The organism is Planosporangium flavigriseum (assembly GCF_011947225.1).
Lineage (GTDB): Bacteria > Actinomycetota > Actinomycetes > Mycobacteriales > Micromonosporaceae > Planosporangium > Planosporangium flavigriseum.
Genome location: NZ_JAATVW010000024.1, coordinates 1 through 22,205, shown reverse-complemented (window position 1 = coordinate 22,205; position 22,205 = coordinate 1). Strand labels below are relative to the sequence as shown.

21 protein-coding genes are annotated in these 22,205 nt (G+C 69.7%); 14 read left to right on the top strand and 7 right to left on the bottom strand.

Features of this window, described 5'->3' with window-relative positions; all coding sequences use genetic code 11:
• Positions 1 to 3 precede the first annotated feature (3 nt).
• From HC028_RS23995 to HC028_RS28595, 12 genes are all read left to right on the top strand, one after another.
• Positions 4 to 537 (top strand): pyridoxamine 5'-phosphate oxidase family protein, encoded by a 534-nt coding sequence (locus HC028_RS23995; protein ID WP_168079675.1) that lies wholly within the window; start codon positions 4 to 6, stop codon positions 535 to 537.
• A 144-nt stretch (positions 538 to 681) separates the two neighbouring features.
• A complete protein-coding gene (locus HC028_RS23990; RefSeq protein ID WP_168079674.1) occupies positions 682 to 1,491 on the top strand; it encodes a glutamine amidotransferase in 810 nt (269 codons plus the stop codon).
• Between the two features lie 4 nt (positions 1,492 to 1,495).
• Positions 1,496 to 2,530 carry a LacI family DNA-binding transcriptional regulator gene (locus HC028_RS23985; RefSeq protein ID WP_203981533.1) on the top strand — a complete coding sequence of 345 codons (1,035 nt, stop codon included), beginning with the start codon at positions 1,496 to 1,498 and terminating at the stop codon, positions 2,528 to 2,530.
• Between the two features lie 14 nt (positions 2,531 to 2,544).
• On the top strand, positions 2,545 to 3,525 hold the full coding sequence (locus tag HC028_RS23980) for a PfkB family carbohydrate kinase (RefSeq protein ID WP_168079673.1): 981 nt from the start codon (positions 2,545 to 2,547) through the stop codon (positions 3,523 to 3,525).
• A 136-nt stretch (positions 3,526 to 3,661) separates the two neighbouring features.
• Positions 3,662 to 4,051, top strand: coding sequence for a nuclear transport factor 2 family protein (locus tag HC028_RS23975; RefSeq protein ID WP_168079672.1), 390 nt, complete (start codon positions 3,662 to 3,664; stop codon positions 4,049 to 4,051).
• 757 nt (positions 4,052 to 4,808) lie between these two features.
• Positions 4,809 to 6,269: a nicotinate phosphoribosyltransferase gene (locus tag HC028_RS23970; RefSeq protein WP_168079671.1), complete on the top strand. Its 1,461-nt coding sequence runs from the start codon at positions 4,809 to 4,811 to the stop codon at positions 6,267 to 6,269.
• Positions 6,270 to 6,445: 176 nt separating this feature from the next.
• The gene (locus HC028_RS23965) at positions 6,446 to 7,123 is read left to right on the top strand and encodes an HAD family hydrolase (protein ID WP_203981635.1); all 678 of its coding nucleotides are present in this window, start codon (positions 6,446 to 6,448) and stop codon (positions 7,121 to 7,123) included.
• On the top strand, positions 7,105 to 8,145 hold the full coding sequence (locus tag HC028_RS23960) for a ribose-phosphate diphosphokinase (RefSeq protein WP_203981634.1): 1,041 nt from the start codon (positions 7,105 to 7,107) through the stop codon (positions 8,143 to 8,145). Before HC028_RS23965 ends, HC028_RS23960 begins: the two co-directional genes overlap by 19 nt.
• A gap of 14 nt (positions 8,146 to 8,159) precedes the next feature.
• A complete protein-coding gene (fgd, locus tag HC028_RS23955) occupies positions 8,160 to 9,197 on the top strand; it encodes a glucose-6-phosphate dehydrogenase (coenzyme-F420) (RefSeq protein WP_168079670.1) in 1,038 nt (345 codons plus the stop codon).
• Positions 9,198 to 9,372: 175 nt separating this feature from the next.
• On the top strand, positions 9,373 to 11,820 hold the full coding sequence (gene cofH / locus HC028_RS23950; RefSeq protein WP_203981633.1) for a 5-amino-6-(D-ribitylamino)uracil--L-tyrosine 4-hydroxyphenyl transferase CofH: 2,448 nt from the start codon (positions 9,373 to 9,375) through the stop codon (positions 11,818 to 11,820).
• On the top strand, positions 11,817 to 12,596 hold the full coding sequence (gene pgl, locus HC028_RS23945) for a 6-phosphogluconolactonase (protein WP_168079668.1): 780 nt from the start codon (positions 11,817 to 11,819) through the stop codon (positions 12,594 to 12,596). Before cofH ends, pgl begins: the two co-directional genes overlap by 4 nt.
• 140 nt (positions 12,597 to 12,736) lie before the next feature.
• Positions 12,737 to 13,375 (top strand): GNAT family N-acetyltransferase, encoded by a 639-nt coding sequence (locus tag HC028_RS28595; protein WP_168079667.1) that lies wholly within the window; start codon positions 12,737 to 12,739, stop codon positions 13,373 to 13,375.
• Positions 13,376 to 13,412: 37 nt separating this feature from the next.
• On the opposite strand, the gene cofC is transcribed toward HC028_RS28595, so the two are convergent.
• From cofC to HC028_RS23920, 4 genes are all read right to left on the bottom strand, one after another.
• Positions 13,413 to 14,111, bottom strand: coding sequence for a 2-phospho-L-lactate guanylyltransferase (gene cofC / locus HC028_RS23935; RefSeq protein WP_168079666.1), 699 nt, complete (start codon positions 14,109 to 14,111; stop codon positions 13,413 to 13,415).
• A 195-nt stretch (positions 14,112 to 14,306) separates the two neighbouring features.
• Entirely contained in the window at positions 14,307 to 15,734 is a 1,428-nt protein-coding gene (locus tag HC028_RS23930; protein WP_168079665.1) for an aldehyde dehydrogenase family protein, read from the bottom strand.
• A gap of 135 nt (positions 15,735 to 15,869) precedes the next feature.
• The gene (locus tag HC028_RS23925; RefSeq protein ID WP_168079664.1) at positions 15,870 to 17,333 is read right to left on the bottom strand and encodes an aldehyde dehydrogenase family protein; all 1,464 of its coding nucleotides are present in this window, start codon (positions 17,331 to 17,333) and stop codon (positions 15,870 to 15,872) included.
• A 40-nt stretch (positions 17,334 to 17,373) separates the two neighbouring features.
• On the bottom strand, positions 17,374 to 18,507 hold the full coding sequence (locus tag HC028_RS23920) for a CaiB/BaiF CoA transferase family protein (RefSeq protein ID WP_168079663.1): 1,134 nt from the start codon (positions 18,505 to 18,507) through the stop codon (positions 17,374 to 17,376).
• A gap of 123 nt (positions 18,508 to 18,630) precedes the next feature.
• Here HC028_RS23920 and HC028_RS23915 point away from each other — a divergent pair, with 123 nt between their 5' ends.
• On the top strand, positions 18,631 to 19,788 hold the full coding sequence (locus tag HC028_RS23915) for an acyl-CoA dehydrogenase family protein (RefSeq protein WP_203981636.1): 1,158 nt from the start codon (positions 18,631 to 18,633) through the stop codon (positions 19,786 to 19,788).
• Positions 19,789 to 19,922: 134 nt separating this feature from the next.
• Here HC028_RS23915 and HC028_RS28810 read toward each other — a convergent pair whose 3' ends face one another.
• Positions 19,923 to 20,096 (bottom strand): pentapeptide repeat-containing protein, encoded by a 174-nt coding sequence (locus HC028_RS28810; RefSeq protein WP_373314024.1) that lies wholly within the window; start codon positions 20,094 to 20,096, stop codon positions 19,923 to 19,925.
• Between HC028_RS28810 and tal the strand changes: the two genes are divergently transcribed.
• A complete protein-coding gene (gene tal, locus HC028_RS23905) occupies positions 20,014 to 21,135 on the top strand; it encodes a transaldolase (protein ID WP_168079660.1) in 1,122 nt (373 codons plus the stop codon). The genes HC028_RS28810 and tal overlap by 83 nt on opposite strands.
• A gap of 196 nt (positions 21,136 to 21,331) precedes the next feature.
• Here the strand turns inward: tal and HC028_RS23900 are convergent, their stop codons facing one another.
• Positions 21,332 to 21,823 (bottom strand): TIGR00725 family protein, encoded by a 492-nt coding sequence (locus tag HC028_RS23900; RefSeq protein ID WP_168079659.1) that lies wholly within the window; start codon positions 21,821 to 21,823, stop codon positions 21,332 to 21,334.
• Positions 21,824 to 21,986: 163 nt separating this feature from the next.
• Positions 21,987 to 22,205: HNH endonuclease signature motif containing protein (locus HC028_RS23895; protein WP_168079658.1), on the bottom strand; the 219-nt coding region annotated here is incomplete at its 5' end.

The following is a 22,205-nucleotide window of genomic DNA, read 5'->3' as shown; positions in this document are numbered from 1 at the left end:
ATCATGGCCAGCACCGACTACGCCCCGAGTCAGATGATGCCCCTGAAGGGTGACAAGCGCTGGGCTTACCTCTCCCGCGCCAAGACGATCCGCTTTGCCAGCGCCAACGAGGACGGGTCCATCTACCTCTCGCCGCTGTGGTTCGTGGTGAAGGACCGGAAGATCTACATCCCGGTCGACGCCGGCAGCCGGCACGGCAAGAACTGGGAGGCCGGCCGGCCGACGTCGGCGCTGGTCGACTCCGGCGACGAGTACGCCACGGTCGCGGGTGTCCGGATCCTCGGCAGGATGGCGAAGGTCGCCGACGAGAAGCTCGCCGACCAGCTGCAGGACCTGGTGTTCGAGAAGTACTTCTACGTCGGGCACCCGTTCGCGGAGAACTACCTCGAGTTCGGCGAGTTCGCCGGCCGGACCTACTACGAGCTCGTGCCGGACAAGATGATCGGCTGGGACATGCGGGAGAACACCTCGCTCGCGATGCCCGAGGCGCGCGTCCTGCCGGCTCACGTCGGCGACCGGCCTCTGCCGAGCGCCTAGTCCGCTCGTCACCCTGCCTGACCGGCGCGGCTTCCGCCCCGTCGCCCCGACCCGCCGACCTCGACGCGCCGGCCGGGGCGGCGGGGGCGGCCGTCACACCGGGTAGGCGATCACCCGTAAATGATCTTGGGCTAGGGAGTTCGGATGAGTTCCACCAACAGTAATGCGCTCCGCGTGCTCGTCGTCGGCGAGTCATGGATCAAGCACACGGTTCACATGAAGGGTTTCGACCAGTTCCACACCACCGAGTACGAGGAGGGCGCCGGCGTCTTCCTCGGCGCGCTGGCGGATTCCGGGTTCGACGTGACCTACCTGCGCGCGCACGAGATCTCCTCCCGGTTCCCCAAGGAAAGGGCGGAGCTGGAGGCCTACGACGTGGTCGTGCTCAGCGACGTCGGGGCGAACTCGTTCCTGCTGTGCGACGAGACGTTCCTGCGGTCGGAGATCACGGTCAACCGGCTGTCGCTCCTGGTGGAGTACGTCAAGGGTGGCGGGGGGCTGGTGATGGTGGGCGGCTACATGTCGTTCAGCGGGATCGACGGCCGGGCGCGGTACGGCATGAGCCCACTCGCGGAGGTCCTGCCCGTCGCCATGCTCGACTACGACGACCGGGTGGAGGTACCGGAGGGCCTGGTCGCCACCGTTGACCTCCCGGAGCACGCGGTACTCGGCGGTACGCCGGCCGAGTGGCCACGGCTGCTCGGTTACAACCGCGTCATCGCCAAGGCCGACAGCACCGTCGTCGCCCGGACGGGGGAGGACCCACTGCTCGTCGTGGGGCGGGCCGGAGCCGGCCACAGTGTGGCCTTCGCCTCTGACCTCGCGCCGCACTGGGCGCCGCCGGAGTTCGTCAACTGGCCCCACTACCAGCGGTTTTGGGAGTCGATCCTGTCCTGGGCAGCCGACCGCGCTCCCGTCGCATCTGTGACCCGCGATGCCGCTGCGACACAATGACACGATGACGAACCGCCGCCGGCCCACCATGAAAGACGTCGCGCAGCATGCCGGCGTCTCCGTTAGCACCGTGAGCTACGTGCTGAACAACAGTGGGCCGGTGGCGGCGGATCGACGGGCGCGGGTGCTGGACGCGGTGGAGGTCCTCAACTACACGCCGAACGAGTCGGCGCGGAGCCTGAAACGGCGGTCCGCGTCCACCATCGGCCTCGTGGTGCCGGACCTGGCGAACCAGTTCTTCGCCCTGCTCGCCGAGGGCGTGGAGCGTGCCGCGTCAGAGCGGGACGTCCTCGTGGTGCTCTGTGCGCCGGAAGCGACCGGGGCGGCGGGCTCGGTGAACGCCCGGCTCCTGCGCAGTCAGCGGCTCGACGGGGTGGTGTATCTGTCCGGCGCCGACATGTCGCCGAGTTCGCTGCTCGAGCTCACCCGCCTCGGCCCCGTGGTCCTCGTCGACGAGCAGATCCCCGGGTTCGACCTCCCGGCGGTGGTCTCCGACAGCCGCCGCGGGGCGCGGGCGATCGCGCGCCACGTCCTTGAGCAGGGGCACGAGCAGCTCGCGATCATCGGCGGTCCGGCGCAGCTGTGGACCGCACAGCAGCGCCTGGCGGGATACCGTGAGGCGATCGCCGCCGCGGGACGCGACCCCGACGACCTCCCGGTGCTGGCGGGCGACTACCGCCAGGACTCCGGCATGAAGTTGGCGGCACAGCTGTTCGCCGGCCCGCCGGAGGAGCGGCCCACCGCGCTGCTGTGCGCCAACGACCTGATGGCCATCGGAGCGCTGCAGTACTGCAAATCGGTTGGGCTCACCGTGCCTGACGACCTGAGCATCGTGGGCTTCGACGATCTGCCGGTCGCGTCGCTGCTCACGCCTGCACTCACCACCGTGCGCCAGCCGGCGCGCGACATGGGGTTCGCGGCTGCGAACCGCCTCTTCGACCTGCTCGAAGACAAGTCGGCGGACCGCTCGGCCGATCAGTTTCCCGTGACGATCCAGATCCGCGACTCCGTCGCGCCGCCACCTGGAGCACGCCCATGACGCCGGATACGCCCATGACACCGGAATCGTCACCCCCCGACCCGAACGCGCCGCGGGTCGTGGTCGTCGGGGCCATCAACGTTGACCTCGTGGTGGCCGCCACGCGCCTACCTGGGCCCGGGGAGACGGTGGTGGGTCCCCGATTGGAGAGCCACGGCGGCGGCAAGGGCGCGAACGCCGCCGTCGCCGCCGCACGGGCCGGCGCGGCTGTACGTCTGGTCGGCGCCGTGGGTGTGGACGACAACGGTCGCAGCGCGCTGGACGACCTACGGTCGGAGGGCGTCGATGTCAGCGGTGTCGCGATGCTCTCCGCACACACAACGGGGGTCGCGCTGATCGTGGTCGATCCGAGCGGCGAGAATCAGATCGCCGTCGCCGCGGGGGCGAACGCCGCCGTGTCGGCCGGCCACGTACGTGCGGCGCTCGCGGACGCGCTGCCCGCGGTGGGCTGCGTTCTGGTCAGCACGGAGATTCCGGGCGACGCTGTCGCGGCGGCCGTGGAGGCGGCGACGGCCGCGGGAGTGCCGTGTGTTCTCAATCCCGCGCCGGTCATCCCGGAGGTTCTCGACCTCCTCAAGTTGGGCCCCATCCTGACGCCGAACGCGACGGAGTCGGCGGACCTCGTCCGCCTTGTCGCGGACGGGTCCCCATTGATCACGGGTTCGGCGGGGGCGGGTGGTGCCGCAGCGGAGGCGGCGCGCACCCTCGCAGCCTGTACGGGCGCGCCCGTGGTCGTCACGCTCGGTGGCGACGGAGCGCTGGTGGTGCGGTCCGACCACGAGGTCGACCACGTGCCGCCCCATCCGGTCGCCGTCCGGGACACGACCGGTGCGGGCGACACCTTCAACGGGGTCCTGACGACCCGCCTAGCGGCGGGTGACCCCCTGTCCGACGCCGTGGCGGTGGCTACCGTCGCCGCGTCCCTCTCCGTTCGTGCCGTGGGTGCGCGTGCCGGCATGCCGGACGCCGCCGCAGTCGAGGCCGCGCGCTCCTGACCGGCCCGCTGTCGGGCGTGGCGCGTCCTGGGGCGGTACGGCAGCCTGCGGCGCGCCTCCATCTGACAACAGGGGCCCCTGCCCTCTCCGTCCCTCAGCGGGCGGTGGGAAGTTCGACCGATCGTCCGGAGGAAAGATGACCGAGGCACGAGTAGCACTGATCGAGGCCTTCACGAAGGCCTGGAATGCCAAAGATGTCGATGCGGTGATGGACTTGATGGCTGACGACTGTGAGTTCCGGGCTTCCGTGGGCCCTGAGCCGGGCGCCACGTTCACCGGTCGCGCGGAGGTGCGGCGCGGATTCGAGAGCTTCCTCGCGCCGAGTGATGCCCCGGAACCGGAGACGGAAGTCGGCCCGTTGCTGGTTCATGACGACTTCGCCGTGACCCGGTGGACGTCGCGCTGGCCGCGGCCTGACGGCACGACCGTCGAGGTCCGTGCCTGCGATGTGTTCCAGTTCGATGGTGATCGGATCAGATCCAAGGACACCTACCGCAAGGTGGAGGGCCCGCCGCCCGCAGGCTGAGAACCCGTACGCGCCCCGACGGCGCACCCCGGCACGCGCAGCTGGCTCTCTCGGGAGGTCCGGAGGTGGACCGCTCGCTCCGGTCGGGGGTGCGATGTCCTGGATACGAGCGGTTTGCGGCGTAGAACGGTAGAACCGGTTCTAGTACACCGCGTTACCGCCGAATGGTGCCCGTACCCGTCGGCGCCGGCTGCGGCCGGGTCCGCGTGGCGGGCGCCGGAGGCTGGCGGATCTGGACTGTCCGGCGGGTTGGGGCACGCGGTGGTGATGTTGCTGTAACGCCGCCGACACAGCCGCTATATAGCTTCTGACCAGCTCATACAGTGCTCTGCCAACGCGGGTCGACGGCTTGCGGTACCGCGGGAGCCAGGCACTGCTTCGCGCCTGCATTGCCGAATTCAGGCCGAGTTCGCAGTGCGCCTGGCGCAGTAAACGCGGCGCGCAATCACGAGATCGAAGGAGGGCTCTTGACGGCGATGTGTCGAATCGTTAATAGTCCTGTGGAGTTGAGCACAACGGTTTTGACCCAAGGATCTGCGGCGCGGTCGCGCTACCGATGCCCGGCTCGATCCACCGTCGCCACAAAGTGCAGCCGACCACGCATAGCTGCACTGCACGAACGAGGGGCCGGCGACCGACGCGGTGACGCGCCGAGGTCCCGCTGGCACATGGCCGTCACCTCGGCGCTGAGTCAGCCATCCCCTCCACCCATCCGCCGGAACTCGTACTAGAAACGACTAAGGAAGGGGTTCCCCACATGGCTCTCCCCGCCTCGTTCGGCAACATCATCATCGACACGGACAACTACAAGCACTGCCACTACCCCCTCTATCCCCCAGGCACCGAGTATGTCTCGAGCTACATCGAGTCCCGGGGTGGCGAGTTCCCGGTCACCATGTTCGTCGGGCTGCAGGCGTTCATCCGGGAGCGGCTGCTCAAGCCGATCACCCTCGAGGACATCGACGAGGCGGAGTTCGTCGTCCGCGAGCAGGGGATGCACTTCAACCGCGAGAACTGGATGGGCATCCTCAACGACCACGGCGGCTTCCTGCCGGTGGAGATCGAGGCGGTCCCCGAGGGCACCGTGCTGCCGACCCGCAATGTCCTGGTCCAGCTCATCAACACGGACCCGAAGTACTACTGGGCGACGAGCTTCTTCGAGACCGCGCTGCTGCGGGCGGTCTGGTACCCGACCACAGTGGGCACGATCAGCTGGCTGGCCAAGCAGGCCATCCGGGAGGCCCTCGAGCGGACCTCCGACAACGCCCACCTGCTCCGGTTCATGCTGCACGACTACGGTGCCCGCGGCGTCAGCTCGCAGCAGTCCGCGGCGCTCGGCGGTCTAGCTCACCTGGTGAACTTCAACCAGAGCGACACCGTCCCCGGCATCCTGGCGGCGAAGAAGTACTACAACGCCGGCAACGTCTCGAACTCCGGCCCGAACTCGGAGCATGCCGGGTTCTGCGCGTGGGGCCGTGAGCAGGAGGCCGACGCCATGCGGAACATGTTGCGGGTCATGGCGCCCCATGGCGTCGCGCTGCTGCTCACCGACACGTACGACCACGAGAACGCGGTCAAGAACATCCTCGGCAAGGAACTGCGCGAGGAGATCATGAACTTCCCCGGCCTCGTCGGTGCCCGCCCCGACTCCGGCGACCCCGTGCAGGTCACCGCGGACACCACCGAGTGGCTGATGGACGCGTTCGGCTACGAGGTCAACAGCAAGGGCTTCAAGATTCTCCCGCCGTTCATCCGCTGCGTGCAGGGCGACGGCATCACCCGGGAGAGCCTGCCGCTGATCTACGCCGAGCTCGAGCGGCGCGGGTTCGCCGCCGACAACGCGGTGTTCGGCATGGGCGGCGGCCTACTGCAGCACTGCAACCGTGACACCTTGAACTTCGGCCAGAAGGCCAGCGCCGTACGGGTCAACGGTGAGTGGCGCGACATCGCCAAGGCGCCGACGGGCGCGAGCTTCAAGGCGTCCAAGCGGGGCCGGCTCGCCCTGCGGTACGTCGACGGGGAGTACCAGACCGTCGCCCGCGACTCGTGCCCGCCGGAGGAGAACCTCCTCGTGCCGGTGTACCGCGACGGCAAGCTCCTGAAGAAGTGGGACTTCACCGAGCTGATCGCGAACAGCGAGCGCGAGGTGCCCGAGTCCTACTACCTCGACGCGGTACGGCCGCTGCGCGAGGCGAACAGGGCCGCCGTCGCCGTCTGACCGGCTGGCTCGCCGCACCCGGTCACCGGGTGCGGCGAGCCGCGGGTGGTCGTAGGGCGGGTGGCGACTCGGCCGTGACGCGAGACGCCGCCGGCGCCAGAGAACTTCGTCCCGGGTGAGGAGTGGCAAGGCATGATCCAGGTTCCGATCGAAGGTCGACACGGAGGTGCGCACCGGTGACCAAACTGCATGTGTTCGACATGGACGGAACCCTGCTACGCGGCTCCGCAACTATCGAGATCTGCCGGCACATCGGGCATTTGGCGGCCGCCCGCGCAATCGAGGACGGCTGGGCGCGCGGGGAGATCGACGACATTGAGTTCTGGGACCGGTGCATGCCCCTCTGGTGCGACCTGACCGACGCGGACATCGACCGCGCGTTCCACGCCGGAGAGTGGATCGAGGGTGTCGCGGAGGTGCTCGCCGACATTGCCGCCCGCGGCGAGTACAGCGCGGTGATCACCCAGTCTCCGCAGTTCTTCGTCGACCGGATGCTGCACTGGGGCGCGACCACTGTGCACGGTGCCGCGGTGGAGCTGGGCGGCAAGCCCGGGCCCGAGTGGCTGCTGTCGGTGGAGGACAAGGTACGGATCACCAAATCCCTGATCGACCGGTACGGGCTTACCACCGCCGACTGCGTGGCCTACGGCGACTCGACCTCCGACGTCGGCATCTTCCAATACCTGCCGTACACCGTGGCGGTCAACGGTAATCCCGCCATCCGCGACCTCGCCGTGGCCTCGTACGAGGGTTGGGACCTGCGCGAGGCGTACGCCATCGGCCGGGCCCTGCTGAGCGGCCGCCGACCGGCGCGGGAGGTAAAGGAGTCATCGGTATGTTCCGGTCGGAGCTGACGGCGCGGCGGCCGGAGACCAGGGGCGCCGCGGTGCTCGACCCGAAGGACGGCAAGCAGCTGATGCTCTTCAGCGGGCGGGCCAATCCTGCCCTCGCCGAGGAGATCGGGCGCAAGCTGGGGGTCGGGCTGAGTCCGGTGGCGCTCAAGACGTTCTCCAGTGGAGAGGTGTACTGCCGGTTCCAGGAGTCGATCCGCGGCGCCGACGTTTTTCTCGTCCAGCCGATGTGCGCGAACCCGGTGACCGGCATCAACGCGAACGACGCGCTGATGGAGTTGCTGGTCATGATCGACGCGGCGGTCGGCGCGAGCGCGCACCGCGTGATCGCGGTGACCCCGTGGTACGGCTACTCACGGCAGGACAAGAAGAGCGCCCCCCGGGAACCGATCTCGGCGCGGCTCGTCGCCCGGATGCTCGAATCGGCCGGGGCGGACCGGGTCCTGACAATGGACCTCCACGCCGGTCAGCTGCAGGGCTTCTTCCAGGTCCCGGTCGACCACATGACCGCGTTGATGATCCTCGCTGATTACTTCCGCGACCTCGGGCTGGGTTCCGACCTCGTCGTCGTCGCCCCGGACGCGGGCCGGGTGAAGCTGAACAAGAAGTTCGCCAGCCTGCTCGGCGCCGACCTCGCGATCCTTGACAAGGAGCGGCCACAGCAGCAGGTCGCCGAGATCGGGTACGTGATCGGCGACGTGGCCGGAAAGACCGCTATCGTTGTCGACGACATGATCGACACCGCCGGTACGCTGCGCGCCGCTGGTGAGACGGTGATGCGGGCGGGTGCCGAGCGGGTCTTCGCCGCCGCCACGCATCCCGTGTTCAGCGGTCCGGCATACACCAACCTCGCCGCCTCCGTGTTCGAGCAGATCGTGGTGACCGACACGATTCCGCTCCGACCGGGAACGCCGGACAACGTCCGGGTGGTTTCATGCTCGAGCCTCCTCACCGACTCGATCTGTCGGATCTTCACCTGCGACTCGGTGAGCGAGGTCTTCGGCGGCCAGAACCAGATCTTCTGAGAGGACGTACCAGGATGACAGTCAGGATCGGCTACAAGGCGTCGGCGGAGCAGTTCGCGCCCCGCGAACTGCTGGAATTCTCCGTCGAGGCCGAGGAGCGTGGGCTCGACCTGGTCGCTATCTCGGACCACTTCCAGCCGTGGCGGCACCACGGCGGACACGCGCCGTCCGCGCTCACCTGGCTCGGCGCGCTGGGTCAGGCCACGAACCGGGCCGTCCTCGGCACCAGCGTGTTGACCCCGACGCTGCGGTACCACCCCTCGATCGTGGCGCAGGCGTTCGGCACGCTGGGCGCGCTGAACCCGGGACGGGTGTTCCTGGGCATCGGCTCCGGTGAGGCGATGAACGAGACGCCGGCGACCGGCCTGGAGTTCCCCGGGCCCAAGGAGCGCCGACTGCGCCTCGCGGAGTCGATCGCCCTCATCCGTCAGCTCTGGACGGAAGAGCGGGTGACGTTCAAGGGCGACTACTACGAGACGTCGAATGCCACCATCTACGACCGCCCCGACGTCCCGGTGCCGATCTTCGTCGCGGCGTCCGGCCCGCTCGCGGCCAAGCTCGCCGGCCGGGTCGGCGACGGCTTCATCTGCACCAGCGGCAAGGACCCCGCGCTGTACACGACGCTGCTGGACAACGTGGCCGAGGGCGCGACCGCGGCCGGGCGCGATCTCTCAGCGATCCGCCGCATGATCGAGATCAAGGTGTCCTACGACCGGGACCTCGACTACGCGTACCGGGCGTGCCACTGGTGGGCCGCGCTCGCGCTGACGTCGGACCAGAAGACCGGCATCGAAGACCCGCTGGAGATGGAGCGGGTCGCCGACGCGAACGCAGACAAAGCGCACACCCGGTTCATCGTCTCCAACGACCCGCAGGAGGTCGTCGACCGGATCGGCACGTACCTCGATCTCGGCTTCCAGGACCTGGTGATCCACGGCCCCGGTGCCGACCAGCGCCGCTTCCTCGCGCAGTTCACCGATGACGTCCTCCCCGCCCTCCGCGACCGGGCGAAGCTCGCCACGGCGGGGACAGACCCCGGCGCGGAGTCCTAGCAGCAGCGGCATAGCGCGCCGGGCGGTTGGCGCGCCGTCGCCAATGGTGTCGACGGCGCGCCACAGCCCGCTTACGGGGTGGCCCGGCGGCTTCGCCATGCCCGCTCGGCTTCGCCATGCCCGCTCGGCTTCGCCATGCCTCTCCGGCGCACGGCGCCCCCAGTGAGGAGGAATGATGACCACTCTGCCCAGCGGTGCCCGTCGGGTCACACCGACCGAGGAGCAGCTGCTCGAGCTTCCACTGACCGAGCTGACCGGGTGGGCCAGGAACCTGCGCGACGCGCAGTTCGGGACCCGCGTGACGTACTCGCCGAAGGTCTTCATCCCGCTCACGTCCCTGTGCCGGGACCGGTGCGGTTACTGCACGTTCGCGCAGTCCCCGGCGCGGGTAGCGGCGCCCTTCCTGAGCCCCTCCGAGGTGCTGGCGATCGCGGTCGCGGGTGCCGAGGCGGGTTGCCACGAGGCGCTGTTCACCCTCGGGGAGGCGCCCGAACACCGGTACCAGGTCGCCGCGGACTGGTTGGCCGAGCACGGCTACCGCTCCACCGTGGACTACCTTGCGAAGATGTGCCGGCTGGTGACCGAGGAGACGGGGCTGCTGGCGCACGCCAACGCCGGAGCGCTGGACCCGGTCGACCTCGAACGGCTCCGTCAGGTGTGCCCCAGCCAGGGAATGATGATCGAGTCGCTGGCCCCGGACCTCAGGGCGCACCGGGGCGCGCCGGACAAGACACCCGAGCGGCGATTGGCCACGCTGTGCGCGGCCGGCGAACTCGCGATCCCGTTCACCACGGGCCTCCTGGTCGGGATCGGGGAGACCCGGCGCGACTGGCTGGTCGCTCTCCACGCGATCGCCGACGCGCACAAGCGGTACGGCCACGTGCAGGAGGTGATCGTCCAGAACTTCCGGCCGAAGCCCGGTACGGCCATGCGCGATGCGCCAGCCTGCCCTCCGGAGGAGTTCCGGCGCGCGATCGCCATCGCCCGCCTGGTGCTCCCGCCGGACGTGCACCTGCAGGCGCCACCCAACCTGAGTGAGGACTTCGGCAGCCTGCTCGATGCGGGCATTGACGACTGGGGCGGCGTCTCGCCGGTCACCGCCGACCACGTCAACCCCGAGCGTCCCTGGCCGGCCCTGGATCACCTGCGTGCGGTGACCGAGGCCCGCGGGAAGGTGCTGGCGCCGAGGCTCACCGTCTATCCCGAGTACGCGCATGATCCGGCGCGGTGGCTCGACGAGGCCCTGCACTTCCCTGTGCTCGACCGAGCCGATGCCGAGGGCCTGGGGCGCGACGACCCCGGTGCGGTGTTCCCGGAGCGGTACCGGCAGGCGCACAACGTCGGGACCGGCGCGGAGGTGGACCTCGCAGGCCGCCGCTCCACTGCGTGGTATTCCGGTGCCGGCACGACGCCCCGCACGCTCGTCCCCGGCCGGGCGGAGGCCGGCCTGGTCAGCCGGCCGGCCCGCGCCGGCGGTGCGGTTCGCGAGGTGCTGGCCGGTGCCCGGGCCGGGCAGGAGCTCGGTGTCGACGAGCTGGTCACGCTGTTGCGAGCACGGGGCAGCGAGGTCGCCGCCGTGGCTGGGCTGGCGGACGAGCTGCGTGCGGAGGCGGTCGGTGACGACGTGACCTACGTCCGGAACCGCAACATCAACTACACCAATGTGTGCACGTTCCGGTGCACGTTCTGCGGGTTCTCCAAGGGCCCGCTCTCGTTGAACCTGCGCGGGAAGCCGTACCTGCTCACGCTCGAGGAGGTCGCGGAGCGGGTGCGGGAGGCGTGGGAGCTCGGCTGCACCGAGGTGTGCCTGCAGGGCGGCATCCACCCTCAGTTCGACGGCGACTACTACGTGGACGTGTGTCGTGCCGCGAAGGAGGCCGCACCCGGCATCCATGTCCACGGGTTCACCGCACTCGAGGTCACCGAGGGTGCGAAGCGACTCGGCGAGCCGCTGGACCAGTACCTACGGCGGCTGGTCGACGCGGGTCTCCGCTCGCTTCCCGGCACGGCGGCGGAGATCCTCGACGACGAGGTCCGGGCGGTGCTGTGTCCCGACAAGATCAACACAGCGGAGTGGCTGGAGTGCCACCGGGTGGCCCACTCGGTGGGCCTCCGCTCGAACGTCACGATGATGTTCGGCGCGATCGAGCAGCCCGTCCACTGGGCACGGCACCTGCTGCGGACTCGTGCGCTCCAGCACGAGACCGGCGGGTTCACCGAGTTCGTCGGGTTGCCGTTCGTCCACATGGCCGCCCCGCTCTACCTGAAGCGGGGCGCCCGCCGGGGTCCTACCTGGCGCGAGGTCGTCCTCGTCCACGCGGTAGCCCGGATCGCGTACCACGGTCTCATCAACAACATCCAGGCTTCATGGGTGAAGCTCGGGCTGCCCGGTGTCGGTCAGTTGCTGCAGGCGGGGGTGAACGACGTGGGAGGAACCCTTATGGACGAGAACATCAGCCGAGCCGCGGGGGCCAGTCACGGCCAGCGCGTGGACGAGGGCACCCTGGAGGAGCTCGTGACCGGCATCGGACGGCGACTGCGCCGGCGCAGCACCGGCTACGATCTCCTCGACTCGGCCGGTGCCGGCTTGCTGGCCGCGACCGCCGAGGTGGGCGTCCGATGACCGGGGTCGTCGAGCGTCGCATTGGCTATGTGCCGAAGGTGTTCGTGTACCCGGACGGGCCCCAGCTCGTTGCGTCGGTCGCCGGCCGGCTCGCCACCCGCGTGGCGGCCCTGCAAGCGGAGAAGGGCACCGCGTCGGTCGTGCTCACCGGCGGGCGGACCGGCATCGCGCTGCTGGCGGAGCTCACGGCCGGCTCGGGTCACAGCGCCGTCGACTGGTCCAGGGTGGACTTCTTCTGGGGCGACGACCGCTTCGTGTCGAGCGACAATCCCGATCGCAACGCGCGTCAGGCCTACGAGGCCCTGCTCGACCACCTTCCGGTGGACCCCCGTCGGGTGCACGTCATGGAGCCGGCGAACGGGCGATTCGGGTACGACCCGGACGCCGCCGCGGCGGCGTACGAGGAACTGCTGGTGCGGTACGGCGACGCCACGGGTGGCCCGTTGTTCGACATCTGCCTGCTGGGCGTCGGTGAGGAGGGCCACGTCGCGTCGGTGTTTCCGGATTCGCCGGCGGTTCACGAGGAGCGGCGGATGGTCGTCGCTGTCCGTGACTGTCCGAAGCCACCGCCGACCAGAATCAGCCTGACGCTGCCCACGATACGAAGGTCGGACCAGGTCTGGTTGATCACCACCGGCGCTGCCAAGGCGGAGGCCGTCGCAGCGGCGGTGTGCGGGGCTGACCAGCGATCTCTCCCCGCGGCCGGCGCGCGTGGCCTCGACTGCACGCTGTGGTTCGTGGACGCCGAAGCGGCACGTGGACTGTCCCGGCGCTGAGCGGGCCCGGTGACTGTCCCGGTGAGACGCCTCACGCGGACAACGGTCCAGGTGAGGCGTCTCACCGGCGTTGCGGTTGCGGCACACGGTCAGGCGCGGATCCTTGGAAGGGCCCCCGTTAGCCAGCTGATGGAGTACCCGTGTCCGCCGCCTCGTCCGCGTCCGAGTCGCACTGCGCGGCGTCCCAGGCGCACCCGGCCGCCGAGCGCGGTGCCGTCGGCAGCGCGGTCCGTTGCCACCCGCTGCACGGCGGCCTGCGGCTGCGCCCGGTGACCGTGGCGGACCGCGACGCTCTGATCCGTACCGTGGACCGTTGCAGCCCGCAGACCCGCTACGACCGCTTCCATGAGGCGCTGCCGGCCCTCCCGCTCGGATGGGCCCGGCGCATGTGCGAGCCCGGCCCGGGGCGGGTGGTCGTCGCAGCGGTCGTCGAGTCCGCCCGGCATGTGCTCGCCGACCACACCGACGTCGCGCTCGGTGCCCCCTTCGCGGAGGAGATCGTCGCGCTTGCCCAGGTAGATCCCGATTTCGGCGGTGCGGAGCTGAGCATCTTCGTCGAGGACGCCTACCATCACCGTGGCCTCGGCCGCGTGCTCGTCCATGCGGTACTCGCGGAGGCAGCGGGTCGCGGTATCCGCAGGGCCAAAGCCCACATACTGCCGGACAACGACCGGATTCGTCGGCTCCTGACGTCGCTCGACCTGCCGCTGCGGCAGGGCCACGACGACGGCAAGGTCTGCTGGACGGTCGACATCTCAGGGCTGGCGCACGAGGAGTAGGGGCTGGCGCCCGCGGGGTAGGGGCTGGCGCCCGTCGTCAGGGAGCGTCGTATGCCGGCGCACCGCCACGCCAGCCGTGGACGGGTGCGAGCCCGCGGGCGCGCGCCAGCACCCCCGCGGTGTGCTCGCCCAGGCCGAGCCGGTATGCGTCCCGCAGGTCGTCCTCGCTGTCCACGTCGGAGCCGACGGTGGGCCAGGGGCCGGCCAGGAGGAGGGCGCCGGTCGCCAGGTGGGCGGCCGCCGATCCGGGGCCGAAGTGCGGCCGGAGAGTCCCGCCACGGGCTCCGAGCAGCAGCGTCGTGCCGCCGCCCTGGCGGTCCGGGCAGAACGCGCGGCGCCCGGCGGCGGCCGCGATCGCGGCAGACAGTTCAGTGGGGCGCAGCGCGGGGAGATCCGCCTGCAGCGCGCCGATGACCGCGCCGGGATCGTCGGCCCGCAGAACGCTTGCCCCGTAGCGGAGGGCGGCATTCAGCCCTCCGGCGGGTTCGTCGCACAGCGCTCGTGCCCCCTCGCGCTCGGCGGCAAGCGCGACCAGCGGGTCCGGCGTGACCACGACGACCCGGCGGACGGTGTCCGCGTGGAGCGCCGCCCGTACGGTGTCGGTCACCATGGCGAGCACCAGGGTGGCGTGCGCCCCTGCGTCGCCGACACCGCTGTCCGCCGCTCCGAGCAGGCGGGACTTGGCCCGAGCGAGGGACTTGACCGGGATCACGAGGTCAACGTGAACTGAGGACACGACACTCCCTGGACAGAGCTCCCTGGACAGAGCTCCCTGGACAGAGCTCCCTGGACAGAGCTCTCTGGACAGAGCTCTCTGGACAGAGCTCCCTGGACAGAGCTCCCTGGACAGAGACGGGGGACAACGTCGAGCCCTCGCCGGTGGACAGCGAGGGCTCGACGTGGGCCGGGCTGATCAGCCGACGGCTGTGGATCAGGCGTTGTCGCCGTAGATCGACTTCACCTCGAGGAACTCCCGCAGCCCCCACTCGGCGTACTCGCGCCCGTTGCCGGACTGCTTGTAGCCGCCGAACGGCACCGCGAAGTCCAGGCCGGCGCCGTTGATGTGGACCATGCCGCTGCGCAGCCGGCGGGCGACCGTGCGGGCGCGCTCGTGGGAGGCCGACGAGACGAAGTTCGACAGGCCGTACAGGGTGTCGTTGGCGATTCGGATCGCGTCCTCCTCGTCGGAGTAGGGCGTGATCGTGATGACCGGGCCGAAGATCTCCTCCCGGAAGATCTGCATGTCGCTGGTGACCCCCGCGATGACCGTGGTCTTGACGTAGTACCCGGTCTCCAGCCCCTCCGGGCGGCCCGTGCCGCCCGCGACGACGGTGGCGCCCTCGTCGACGGCGGACTGGATGAGCCGCTGCACCTTGTCGTACTGCGCCTGGGACACCACCGGACCGATCACCGTGCGCTCGTCGTCCGGGCGCCCTACGACGATCGACTCGGCGGCCTTCGCGGCGATGGCCGCCGCCTCCTCCAGCCGATCAGCCGGTACGAGAAACCGTGCGCCGGCGTTGCAGGACTGCCCCGTGTTCGCGCACACGGAGCCCATTTCGCGGGGGATCGCGGTCGCGAAGTCGGCGTCGTCGAGCAGGATGTTGGCCGACTTGCCGCCGAGCTCCTGCGCGACCCGCTTCACCGTGGGCGCCGCGTTCTTGGCGACCTCGATACCGGCCCGGGTGGAACCGGTGAACGAGACCATGTCGACGTCCGGGTGCGACGACAGTGCCACACCGACGGTGGGGCCGTCGCCGTTGACCAGGTTGAACACGCCGGCCGGAACGCCTGCCTCGTCCATGATCTCCGCGAAGATGAGCGCGTTCAGCGGCGCGAGCTCGGACGGCTTGAGCACCATCGTGCAGCCGGCGGCGATCGCGGGGGCGACCTTCGCCGCGATGAGCAGCATCGGCCAGTTCCACGGCGTGATCAGGCCGCAGACCCCGATCGGCTCGTGGGCGACGGTCGACGTGCCGACCCGCTCCTCGAACCGGAACTTCTTGAGGGCCTCCAGCGCGAACGCGAACTGCCCGGTGCCGCACGGCACCTGTGCGTTCGCCGAGAACGCCGCCGGGGCGCCCATCTCCGCCGTCATCGCCTCCGCGAGGTCGGCCTCGCGGGTGGCGTACACCTCGAGGATCCGCTCCAGCAGCGCGATCCGCTCGTCGACGCTAGTGCGGGAGAACGACTCGAACGCCCGGCGTGCCGCCGCCACCGCCCGGTCGACATCGGCCTGGGCGCCCAGCGCGATCGCGGCGATCGGCTGCTCCGTGGCGGGGTTGATGACATCGAGAGTTGCCGACGTCGTCGGCTCCACCCATGCACCGTCGATGTAGAACTTCTTCGTGTTGTCCATGTGACGCTCTCTCCCGGGTATCGAGTGGTGAGGTGCCGTGTGCTGAGGTGTCGTGTGCTGAGGTGTCGTGTGCTGAGCCGGCGTGGGGATGCGGCGGTCGTCCGGCGGCCCGTTGTGGCCGCTGTGCCGTTCGCGTCAGGTGGTGCGCAGGTAGACCGTCTTGGTGGTGGTGAAGAACTGGCGGGCCGCTTTGCCCTGCTCGCGGGCCATGCTGCTGGAACCCTTGACACCACCGAACGGGACGTGTGGCTCCACTCCGGCGGTCTCCCGGTTGACGTGTACGAGCCCGGACTGGGTACGACGTACGAACGCCATCGCCTTGCCGAGGTCGCGGGTGAACAGCCCCGACGACAGTCCGAACTCTGTGTCGTTAGCCGCAGCCAGCGCCGCGTCGAAGTCGTCGACCTCCTCGAGGACGAGGACGGGGCCGAAGATCTCCTCGCACACCAGCCGGCTGTCGGGGCGGACGCCCGCCAGCACGGTAGGGGAGACGAAGCAGCTGCCGTCGTCCGGTACGGAGCCACCGACGACGACCTCCACCTGCTCGTCGCGGGCGAGTTTCAGGTAGGAGGCGACGGTATCGCGCTGCTCGGCGGAGGCCAGCGGGCCGACGTCGGTCGCCTCGTCGAACGGGTCACCGACGACGAGCTCGGCCACCCGCGCGCGCAGTAGCTCGCGTAGGCGGGGCGCAGCCGAGCGCTCGACGTAGACCCGGCTCGTCGCGGTGCACCGCTGGCCCGTCGACAGCATGGCGCCCCGGACGATCTGCACGGCTGCGTCCTCCAGGTCGGCGTCGGCCAGGACCACCGCCGGATTCTTGCCGCCGAGCTCGAGCTGCACCTTGACGTTGCGGTCCGCGACGGCCTGGCGCAGCCGGGTCCCGACGCCGCCCGATCCGGTGAAGGTCAGGGCAGCCAGCCGCGGGTCACCGGTCAGCGCCCCGGACAGGGCGCTGCCCTTCCCGGTCACGAGGTTGAGCACGCCGTCCGGCAGCCCGGCCGCGGCCAGCACCTCGGTGAGGAGGACGGCGCTGCCGGAGGCCGCCTCGGCGGGCTTCCAGACCACCGTGTTGCCGAAGCCGATAGCTGGCGCGAGCTTCCAGACCGGGATGGCGGACGGGAAGTTCCAGGGCGTGATCGCACAGACCACCCCGAGCGGCTCCTCGATCGTCAGCAGTGTCGTCGAGGGGTCCGCGCTCGGGTACGTCTCCCCGCTGGGCTGGAGGAGCTCACCGGAGAAGTAGCGCAGGATCGCGCAGCTGCGCAGGACCTCGCCGCGCGCGTCGCGCAGCGCCTTGCCCATGTCGGCGGTGAGGCGCCGGGTGGCCTCGTCGACGCGTGCCTCCAGCAGGTCCGCGGCGCGTCGCAGGACGTTCGCCCGCTCCGGCGCCGGCGTGGCCGCCCAACCGGGGAAGGCGGCCGCTGCGGCGTCGTACGCGGTCCGTACGTGGTCCGGCGTCGCCAGGGCGTAGGTGCCGGTGAGCTGTGCTAGGTCGGCCGGGTTGAAACGTTCGTACACCGCGTCCGCAGTGAGCCACGAACCGCCGATGAAGAGGCTTCTGCCGTCGGTGCGGGTGGGTGGAGGGGCCAGGCTGGTCACGTGGGGCACCTGCTCTCGTCGTCGGGTTTGGGGCGGGGCTTTAGGAGATCGTGTCGATCTCGTACAGCCCGAGCCGCGGCGGAGCCGACCGATAGACCGGCGGCGTCTCCGACAGGCTGATGGGGTTGCGGGTCAGGGCGACCGTGGTGCCGTCGGGCCGGGGCAGGTCCACGATGGGTGCCAGGCCCAGGTCAGCCGCGAGGCGGAAAGCGGTGGCCAGGTCGTTCACCACTCCGGCCGGGACGCCGGCGTCGGTGAGGCTGGCGGCCCACGCCGACGCGGGCCGGGTGGCCAGCGCGTTCTCCAAAGTGGCACGCAGTTCCGTGCGGTGGGCGACCCGGCGGGGATTGCTGGAGAACCGCTCGTCCAGCGCAAGGTCCGGGATGCCGAGCACCGTGCACAGCGAGGCGAACTGACGGTCGGTGCCGACTGCGAGCACGAGGTCACCGTCGCCGGTGCGGAGCAGTTCGTACGGCGCGATGCTGGGGTGCTGGTTACCCATACGCGAGGGAATCGCGCCGGCAGCCGTGTACGCGGCACCCTGATTGACCAGCGCCGCGAGTAGGGAGGACAGCAGGTTGACCTCAACGCGCTGGCCGGCCCCGGTGCGGTCGCGGTGCCGCAGCGCCGCGAGGATGCCCACAGTGGAGAACAGTCCGGCGAGGACGTCGACCAGGGCGACTCCGACCTTCTGCGGTTCGCCGTCCGGCTCGCCGGTGATGCTCATCAGTCCACCAAGGGCCTGGATCAGCAGGTCATACCCGGGGAGGGCGGCGCCGGCGTCACGGCCGAACCCGGTGATCGAACAGTAGACCAGCGCAGGGTTGTCTGCGCGCAGTTCGTCGTAGCCCAGCCCCAGCCGCTCCATCACGCCCGGGCGGAAGTTCTCCACCACCACATCGGCGTTGGCGGCGAGCCGCTGGGCGTACGCCAGGTCGTCCGGGTCGGCGAGGTCCAGTACGAGACTGTCCTTGTTGCGGTTGACCGACTGGAAGTACGTCGCCTGACCGTATTCGTCGTACGGCGGCCCCCACGAACGGGTGTCGTCGCCGGTACCGGGGCGCTCAACCTTGGTCACGGTCGCCCCCAGATCAGCCAGCATCATGGTGGCGAACGGTCCGGCCAGGACCCGGGAGAAGTCCAGGACCCGGAGGTTGTCAAGCGAGGACGGCATATGGTTTCATCCCCTCGACATGAAACGATTCCACTGACCCTAGGTCCAGGGAACGCAACCGGTCAAGGAGCCCATTGCATGTCCGCCTCTCCGGCATCCCACGCAGCAGCCCGTGACTCCGCCATCCGGCCGTACGACTACCTCGATATCGACCATGCGCTGTCCGATGAGGAACGCGCTATCCGCGACACCGTCCGTGCCTTCGTCCGCGATAAGGTCCTGCCGTACGTGGGGGACTGGTTCGAGGAGGCGCGCATTCCCCGTGAGCTCGCCCGTGAGCTCGGCAAGCTCGGCGTGCTCGGCATGCACCTGGAGGGGTATGGCTGCGCCGGGACCAGCGCGACCGCGTACGGCCTCGCCTGCCTGGAGTTGGAGGCCGGTGACAGCGGCGTCCGCAGCCTCGTCTCCGTCCAGGGGTCGCTGGCGATGTACGCGATCCATCGCTGGGGTTCGGAGGAGCAGAAGCAGGAGTGGCTGCCCCGGATGGCCGCTGGTGAGGCGATCGGCTGCTTCGGGCTGACCGAGCCGGACGCGGGCTCCGACCCCGGCTCGATGCGGACGTACGCGAAGCGCGACGGCAGCGACTGGATCCTGCGTGGTGCGAAAATGTGGATCACGAACGGCTCGATCGCCGATATCGCGGTCGTGTGGGCCCGGACCGACGAGGGGGTCCGCGGATTCATCGTTCCCGCAGGTACTCCGGGCTTCACCGCGCCGGAAATCAAGAAGAAGCTCTCGTTGCGGGCGTCGGTGACCTCTGAACTGCTGCTCGACGATGTCCGGCTGCCGGAGTCCGCGATGCTCCCCGGGGCAACCTCGCTGCGCGGTCCGCTCTCCTGCCTGAACGAGGCCCGCTACGGCATCGTCTGGGGGGCGATCGGGGCGGCACGGGCGTGCTTCGAAGCCGCCCTGGATTACAGCCGGGAGCGGGTCGCGTTCGGCAAGCCGATCGCCGGCTTCCAGATCCAGCAGCAGAAGTTGGCGATGATGGCGCTCGAGGTCAACCGCGCGACCCTGCTGGCCCTGCACCTTGGCCGTATGAAGGATGAGGGTCGGATCCGGCCCGAGCACGTCAGCATGGGCAAGCTTGGCAACGTCAACGCGGCGCTGGAGGTGGCGCGGACCGCGCGTCAGATCCTCGGGGCGAACGGCATCTCGCTCGAGTATCCGGTGATCAGGCACATGAACAACCTCGAATCGGTTGTCACGTACGAGGGCACGGCGGACGTGCACGCTCTGGTCGTCGGCGGTGCGGTGACGGGTATCCAGGCGTTCCGCTAGTGGGGCTCCCGGGGCCGCCAGCCATGAACCAAAACCGCTGGTGGCGGTCGGACCTGTTCGTCAGGTGAGCCCCCTGCGTCGGGTCCGAGCCTCTCCCCCCGCGAGGCTCGGACCCGGCGGTCACCATAAAGCATTCAAGTGCGGCTGGAGGAGCCCGTGACCGACCTGAGAACGCAGCCCGTGAGGACGCAGCCCGTGAGAACGCAGCCCGTGAGGACGCAGCCTGTGAGAACGCAACCCCTGGCCGAGCTGTCAGCGGCCGGCGTGGCCGTGTGGCTGGACGACCTGTCGCGAGCCCGACTGCGCAGCGGCAATCTGGCGGACCTGGTTCGCACCGCCTCGGTCGTGGGCGTGACGACCAACCCGTCGATCTTTCAGAACGCGCTCAGCTCGGGGGAGGACTACGACGAGCAGGTGCTCGACCTCGCGCTGCGCGGGACGGGCGTCGGGGAGGCGGTGCGGGCGCTAACCACGTACGACGTCCGATGGGCGTGCGACGTGCTGCGCGACGTCTACGAGCGCACCGACGGCACGGACGGGTGCGTGTCGATCGAGGTCGACCCGCGTATCGCGCGCGACCGCCGTCGGACGGTGGCTGAAGCCAGGGCGCTGTGGTGGTTGGTGGACCGGCCGAATCTGTTCATCAAGATCCCCGCGACGGTGGAGGGCCTACCGGCCATTACTGAGACGCTTGCGGCGGGTATCAGCGTCAACGTCACGTTGATCTTCTCCCTGGAGCGGTACGAGGCGGTCATGGAAGCGTTTCTCACCGGCCTCGAGCGGGCGGCGGCGAACGGCCACGACCTGCGCGGCATCGCATCGGTCGCATCCTTCTTCGTCTCCAGGGTCGACACCGAGATAGATGCCCGGCTGGACAAGCTCGGCCGGCCCGAGCTGCGCGGACGGGCCGCGCTGGTGAACGCTCGGCTGGCGTACGCGCAGTACGAACGGGTCTTCGACTCCGCGCGCTGGCAAGAGCTTGCAAGGCGGGGAGCGAGGCCGCAGCGCCCACTCTGGGCGTCCACTGGTGTCAAGGACCCCGCGTACGACGACACCCGGTACGTGGTCGAACTCGTTGCTCCGGGCACGGTCAACACCATGCCGGAGGCGACGCTGAGTGCGGTTGCCGACCACGGCGTCGTGCGCGGCGACACGATCGCCGGAACATACGACGAAGCCGAGGCGATTCTCGGTGAGCTTCGGCAGGCGGGAATCGACTACGACGACGTGGTGCGCCGGTTGGAGGAAGAGGGCCTGCAGAAGTTCGAGGACGCGTGGAACTCGCTGCTTGACTCCGTCGCCGGACAGCTCGAGCGGGCCCGCGTACAGGCGGAGGTCCCCTCGTGAGCGGAGCGTCCAGGCCCCCGGGTACAGACCATCCCGCGGTGGCGGTCGCTGAGGGCGCGCCGCAACCGGCTTGATCCAGCGCTACCGGCGGGCGGCCGGGCGAGAAGTGTGACTCATGCGGCCCTCACTGACCCGATCGTGTCGACGGCGCCGCCTGTCGTCTGTCATCCCGTTCGTCTGTCATCCGGCTCGTCTGTCACGCCGTCCATGATGGGTCGTCATCCGCGAGTGCCAGCGCGGTGGCGGCTTCCGGGCTGTCGGCGACGTCGATTCCCGGGACCGGCTGCCCGTACTGGTCAAGCACCTGCCAACCGTAGAGTGAGACAACCCGGAGGTCGCCGCGTCGCTTCGCGAGGGCGACTTCACTCAACGTTCCCCACGAACCACCGACGACGATCACCGCGTCGGCGCTCCACACGATGATCGCGTTGCGGGCCTCGCCCATGTTCGTCACGATCGTTGCGGACAGGTCAGGGGAGGCGCCTGTCCGGCTGTCGTTGGGGCGGATGCCGATCACAAGACCGCCCCGCGAACGGGCGCCAGCGGCGGCAGCGCCCATGACCCCGGTGCCGCCGCCGCAGATGACAACCGCGCCGCGTTCGGCGATCAGCTGACCGACGCGGTAAGCGCTTACGCGCTCCGCTTCGGTGCAGTCGCTTGGACCGCACACCGCGACCTGGTACGCCACGACATCGCTCCGTTCGGATCTGGTGAACGCCTTCCCACCGACTGCCCATCTTGCTCAACGCGTGGGAAGCCGGCACAGGACAGGTAGGCGTGAGCCATCTGGTGGCGCACAAGTTGCCGCTGACCTCGCGGCAGTGGCGGACAGACAGGTAGCAGCTATGCCCTCACTGGCGTCGGTGGTATCGGTTGCGTTGGGGTTTTTGCTCCGGGTCGATGTAGGTGGGTGGGGTGAATTCGGGGAGTCCGTCGGCGGGGTTGATGCGGATCTGCCAGGGGCTGTGGTGGACCTGCCGGTGGTGGTAGCCGCACAGGAGCACGGCGTTGTCGAGGCTGGTGGTTCCGCCGTCTGTCCAGTGCACGATGTGGTGGCCGTCGGTCCAGCG

Bases quoted from the DNA above. Each gene is read 5' to 3' on its own strand.
- HC028_RS23995 (WP_168079675.1), top strand. From the start codon at position 4: ATGGCCAGCACCGACTACGCCCCGAGTCAGATGATGCCCCTGAAGGGT.
- HC028_RS23990 (WP_168079674.1), top strand. From the start codon at position 682: ATGAGTTCCACCAACAGTAATGCGCTCCGCGTGCTCGTCGTCGGCGAG.
- HC028_RS23985 (WP_203981533.1), top strand. From the start codon at position 1,496: ATGACGAACCGCCGCCGGCCCACCATGAAAGACGTCGCGCAGCATGCC.
- HC028_RS23980 (WP_168079673.1), top strand. From the start codon at position 2,545: ATGACACCGGAATCGTCACCCCCCGACCCGAACGCGCCGCGGGTCGTG.
- HC028_RS23975 (WP_168079672.1), top strand. From the start codon at position 3,662: ATGACCGAGGCACGAGTAGCACTGATCGAGGCCTTCACGAAGGCCTGG.
- HC028_RS23970 (WP_168079671.1), top strand. From the start codon at position 4,809: ATGGCTCTCCCCGCCTCGTTCGGCAACATCATCATCGACACGGACAAC.
- HC028_RS23960 (WP_203981634.1), top strand. From the start codon at position 7,105: ATGTTCCGGTCGGAGCTGACGGCGCGGCGGCCGGAGACCAGGGGCGCC.
- fgd (WP_168079670.1), top strand. From the start codon at position 8,160: ATGACAGTCAGGATCGGCTACAAGGCGTCGGCGGAGCAGTTCGCGCCC.
- cofH (WP_203981633.1), top strand. From the start codon at position 9,373: ATGACCACTCTGCCCAGCGGTGCCCGTCGGGTCACACCGACCGAGGAG.
- pgl (WP_168079668.1), top strand. From the start codon at position 11,817: ATGACCGGGGTCGTCGAGCGTCGCATTGGCTATGTGCCGAAGGTGTTC.
- HC028_RS23930 (WP_168079665.1), bottom strand. From the start codon at position 15,734: ATGGACAACACGAAGAAGTTCTACATCGACGGTGCATGGGTGGAGCCG.
- HC028_RS23920 (WP_168079663.1), bottom strand. From the start codon at position 18,507: ATGCCGTCCTCGCTTGACAACCTCCGGGTCCTGGACTTCTCCCGGGTC.